3 protein-coding genes are annotated in these 4,371 nt (G+C 41.4%); 1 reads left to right on the plus strand and 2 read right to left on the minus strand.

Annotated features, from left to right (window positions below):
• Nucleotides 1-159: 159 nt before the first annotated feature.
• The gene (locus ACMJ0U_RS10010; protein ID WP_417129819.1) at nucleotides 160-1,455 is read left to right on the plus strand and encodes a DUF6198 family protein; all 1,296 of its coding nucleotides are present in this window, start codon (nucleotides 160-162) and stop codon (nucleotides 1,453-1,455) included.
• Here the strand turns inward: ACMJ0U_RS10010 and bla are convergent.
• Nucleotides 1,431-2,327, minus strand: a complete 897-nt coding sequence (bla, locus tag ACMJ0U_RS10015) for a class A beta-lactamase, subclass A2 (protein WP_417129820.1) — start codon at nucleotides 2,325-2,327, stop codon at nucleotides 1,431-1,433. The genes ACMJ0U_RS10010 and bla overlap by 25 nt on opposite strands.
• A 108-nt stretch (nucleotides 2,328-2,435) precedes the next feature.
• The gene (locus ACMJ0U_RS10020) at nucleotides 2,436-4,346 is read right to left on the minus strand and encodes a BACON domain-containing protein (RefSeq protein WP_417129821.1); all 1,911 of its coding nucleotides are present in this window, start codon (nucleotides 4,344-4,346) and stop codon (nucleotides 2,436-2,438) included.
• Between the last annotated feature and the right edge of the window lie 25 nt (nucleotides 4,347-4,371).

Raw genomic sequence — 4,371 nt, forward strand, 5'->3', positions numbered from 1 at the left:
ATTTCTATCAGAGATATATCCATGTGTGGATGTGTTTTTGTTTTATACTACAAAAATAGGAGGTGTTTCGTTTTCGACCAAATGCGGTTGCTTTTTTCTAATCGAAATATCGAAAAATAAATTGAACTTTGCAGTGTTTTAAATTCAAAAAGAGTGAAAATGGAGAAATATAGTTTCAGACGCTATTTTCTGTTTGTAGTTTCTTTGTTTATCAATGCTTTTGGTATTGCTTTTATAACCAAGGCATTGTTGGGAACATCGCCTATCACGAGTGTGACTTATGTGTTGAGTATGTGTACTCCTTTTACAATGGGGATATGGACCATCTTGCTTAACCTGTTGTTTGTGCTGCTTGAGCCATTGTTAATGAGTCGTAAGGATTTGGTAGCTGATTGGCGCATGTATTTGTTACAGATACCGGTATCCTTCTGTTTCGGTTTGTTCATTGACTTTTCTATGTTCATGCTGGCGTGGCTCCATCCTCTCACTTATGTCGGTCAGTTCATAAATCTGCTCGTGGGATGCGTGATTTTGGCTCTGGGTATTGCGCTTGAGGTAAAAGCCAATGCTGCAATGATGGCGGGTGAATATTTTGTGAACGTCATAACGCGTCGGTTTCATGGGGAATTCGGGTATGTGAAACTGGGTTTTGATGTAACACTCGTTATCATGGCATGTACTTTGTCGATTATTTTCATGTCGGGGGTTTATGGGATACGTGAGGGTACAGTAGCTGCGGCTTTCTTGGTGGGACCGATTGTGCATTTTGCCACTCCTTATTATCGTTTCCTGGATGCTTGGATTACCGATCCTGCTCATCAGAAAGATGCGCTCTTGTTGCAACGACAGAATGTAGTGATTACCATTGCGCGTGAATACGGAAGCGGAGGACATCTGTTGGGAGAAATGCTTGCTAAAGAGTTGGGGATTAAACTTTATGACAGGGAATTTATACGTTTAGCTGCCCAACGGAGCGGTATGAATGAGGAATATATTGTAAAAAACGAGCAGTCCATTCCTTCATTCTGGTTGAAATGTATTCTTTCAAAGAATAGTGAACGACCGTTGGAGGCCAGCCTTTCATCAGATGATGTGTTGTTTGTGTCTGAAAGCAAGATTATTCAGGAGCTGGCGATAAAAGAATCTTGTATCATTGTAGGTCGATGTGCCGATTTTGTGTTGAAAGACTATCCGAAAGTTTTGAAAATATTCTGTTATTCTGACTTGAAAAGTGCCGTGACTCGTTGTGTGCATGAATATGGCATTGCACAAGAAAATGCGGAAGCAGAAATCAAGAGGATAAACCGTAATCGTATTCACCATTATGAGTATTATACCGGTGGAAAATGGGGAGAGCCACATCACTATCATCTGATGCTTAATACAGGAAGTATCGACCTGAAAACAGCGTGTCAGCTGGTAAAGGATATTTACTTGGGTTTGGTGAAAGCCTGATAAACCATGTCAGAAATCTGTGCGATAATTGCTTCCGTATGTTCCATGCTCTCCTGTGAGTCTTTGACAAAAACGACCAGGGTATAACGGTGTCCATTGGGGAGCTGTACAAATCCGGCATCGTTAATGGCCATGAGTTGTCCCGATGCGTTGTAGTCGCCGGTACCGGTTTTATGTCCTACGGTGACATTCTTTTCTTGTAGAGGGCGAACTATTCTGTTTGTTCCAGTCTGACAGGTGACAAGGGCTTCTTTGATAAATTCCTGATGAGGCTTGTCAAATAAAGTCCGAGTAAGTAGAGCCTCTATGACTTCTGCTGTAGCCAGTGGGGTGCTCCAGTTTTCATAGCTGCGGTTCAGGTCTCGGTGCATATCGTCTTCTGTATACTGAATAGAAAAATCGTTGACTCCCAAGCTACGGATATAACGGTCGGTCTCAGCAGGACCTCCTGTCAATTTGAACAAGATGTCGCATGCATTGTTGTCACTTAAATGGAGGGTGTATTCCATTAATCGCTTGAGTGAGAACTTTCCTCCATGGGGATGTTGGTCTCTTAGAGGGCTGTAGGTGTTAGGTAGAAGGTCGGCTTTGTTTACAGTAAGCAAGGTGTCAAAAGAAATATGATGTTTTGTGCAATAATCTCCCACGGCCAGTGCCTGATGTAATTTGAATACACTCATCAACGGGTAGTGTCGGTTATTTTCTACGGTGACGGTATCTTTTCCGTCTGCTATGATGGCTACTCCCACTTCGGCCTTTTGCTGTGAGATAAACTGATGGATATTAGCGTATAGTTCTTGAAAGCGATTATCAGCCAGTACATAGGTTGGAAGCAGGATGAATAATAAGAGAATCAGACAGTTGGTTTTCATATTAGTGCAGAGAATTTTCTGCAAAGTTAGTTTTTTGGTGGAGAGGTTACAAAAAATCCGGACATTCTTTTTGCGGAATGTCCGGATTTATTTATAGTGGAAGTTTACTTATTGTCTGGCATCATAAATTTGTTTGATTTCGTTGGCAGAGAGGCAGCGGGTATTGTATACCCGGAAATTGTCTATTGACATATTTGTGCCATTTATGGTTTTTCTTTCTATGGTTACATTGCCTCCCATGATGAATTTGATACCTGTGCCATAGGATGCTTGCGAAGGAGTACCTTCTTCAAATGGGTTAACATCTTCTGTAACAGTATCTACAAAAACTCCATCTACATAAAGTAGAGTGGTAGTTTTGGAGTTTTCAGTCACATTAAAATCAGAGACCAATGCAATATGGTGCCATTTACCATCTGTGATAGTTGGATGTGTGAAGGTGGGCTTGTTGCTATATTGGTATTCATTATAGTAACGTGTTGTCACAAACTTGAGACTTCCATTACTCATTGTAAATGTAAACATGGAAGCATTATCGTGAGACGATACCAAGTAGAAAATATTACCATCACTGAAATCTTTTCCCCAGAAGCTGACTGTCAGTGTGCGGCTGTCGGTGATTGGTTTAGGGACGATGAATGAACTGTTGTTGGTAAGGCTAAACTTTATGGCTTGTGAACCTTCGTCTATTCCTTCCACAAAAGACGGAGAATTATTACCGAATCCATTAATCGCATTTTCTGTCGCATCATTGAAGTCACCGTCAAATTTATAATATGTGTAAAGCCCTTGGGTAACTACAAGACTGTGAGATTGTGCTGTAATGGAGATGTTCTTTTTGGTATTTTCATCTGAAATAGTCAGTACTGTATTGAGCTCTTCTTCCATATTGTTTCGGTCCAATACGACTTTTACAGTCTGGCTTTCCCCTGCGGCGATTTTCCCTTCCATCGGAGTTACAGACAAGCAGCTTTCTTTGATTTCACCGGCATTCCAGTTTAATTCACTTTTTCCGATATTGCTTATTGTAAATGAAACTTCATCCAAATTTTTTCCGAAATCGAGCAATTCTGGTTCGATTTTCATGATGCCAGCCTGAGACTCTGTGCCAGAGACAATCTGTACGGTTTGCTCTTTAATGCCATCAGACAATACCAATGTCGTGTTTATATTTACCGCTCCATTGCTGCGATTTAGAAAAACCTTCACGACTTTAGAACCTTGTGATGGGATGGAACCACTGTTTTCTGACAAGGTAATGGCAGGTTCTGTCGGATCGGCAATCGTCCAGTTCAAGGATGTGGTTCCTGCATTCTTGATTGTAAGAGGCAATTCTTGTGAGTCGTTGCCAAAATCAAGAATTTCCGGTTCAACGCTCATGTAAGATTGTGCATTTTTCGGAGCGCACGATACGTTGATTGGGAAAGAATTACCAAATGCCGATAACTTGATGATGACAGTTTGCACTTCGGTTATCTTGTCGTGGTCTGCGGTGAAAATAATGCTTTGCTGTTTGCCGGCTTCGATTTGTCCGGCTGTAGGATTGGCCGTGAGCCAGGTGTGACCTCCTAAATCCAGATTCCAGTCGGTACTTGTATTGCCGTTGTTTTGAATTGTCACAGAAAGTTCTGTCTGTGTGGTTCCGAAATTCAGTGTGGAAGGACTGATTTGTATGAGCGCATCTTGTTTTACGGCAGTCAGTTGTATATCTGCATTGGCAACCTGTCCAGGTACGACAGTCACACTTTTGGTATTGGTTTCATACCCTTCCTTTATGAATTGAATCTTATACTCTCCGGCTTCCAGTTGAGGAAAGCTGAATTTTCCGTCACTCCCAGTGTTGATGCTGGCCCCATTAGGAAGTATGCTCACTTGTACACCGCTTAGAGGTTGTGTACCGTTGATGGCATCTGTTACTACTCCCACGATGTCCCCTTTTGTAATCTCTTCTTCTTCAGTGCATGATGATAGTGACAATGCACCAAGAATCAGCCAGAATAAAAAAATGAATTTTTTCATGCTTACTATGTTTTTAATAATAGAT

This window comes from Phocaeicola sp. (assembly GCF_048170425.1).
Lineage (GTDB): Bacteria > Bacteroidota > Bacteroidia > Bacteroidales > Bacteroidaceae > Phocaeicola.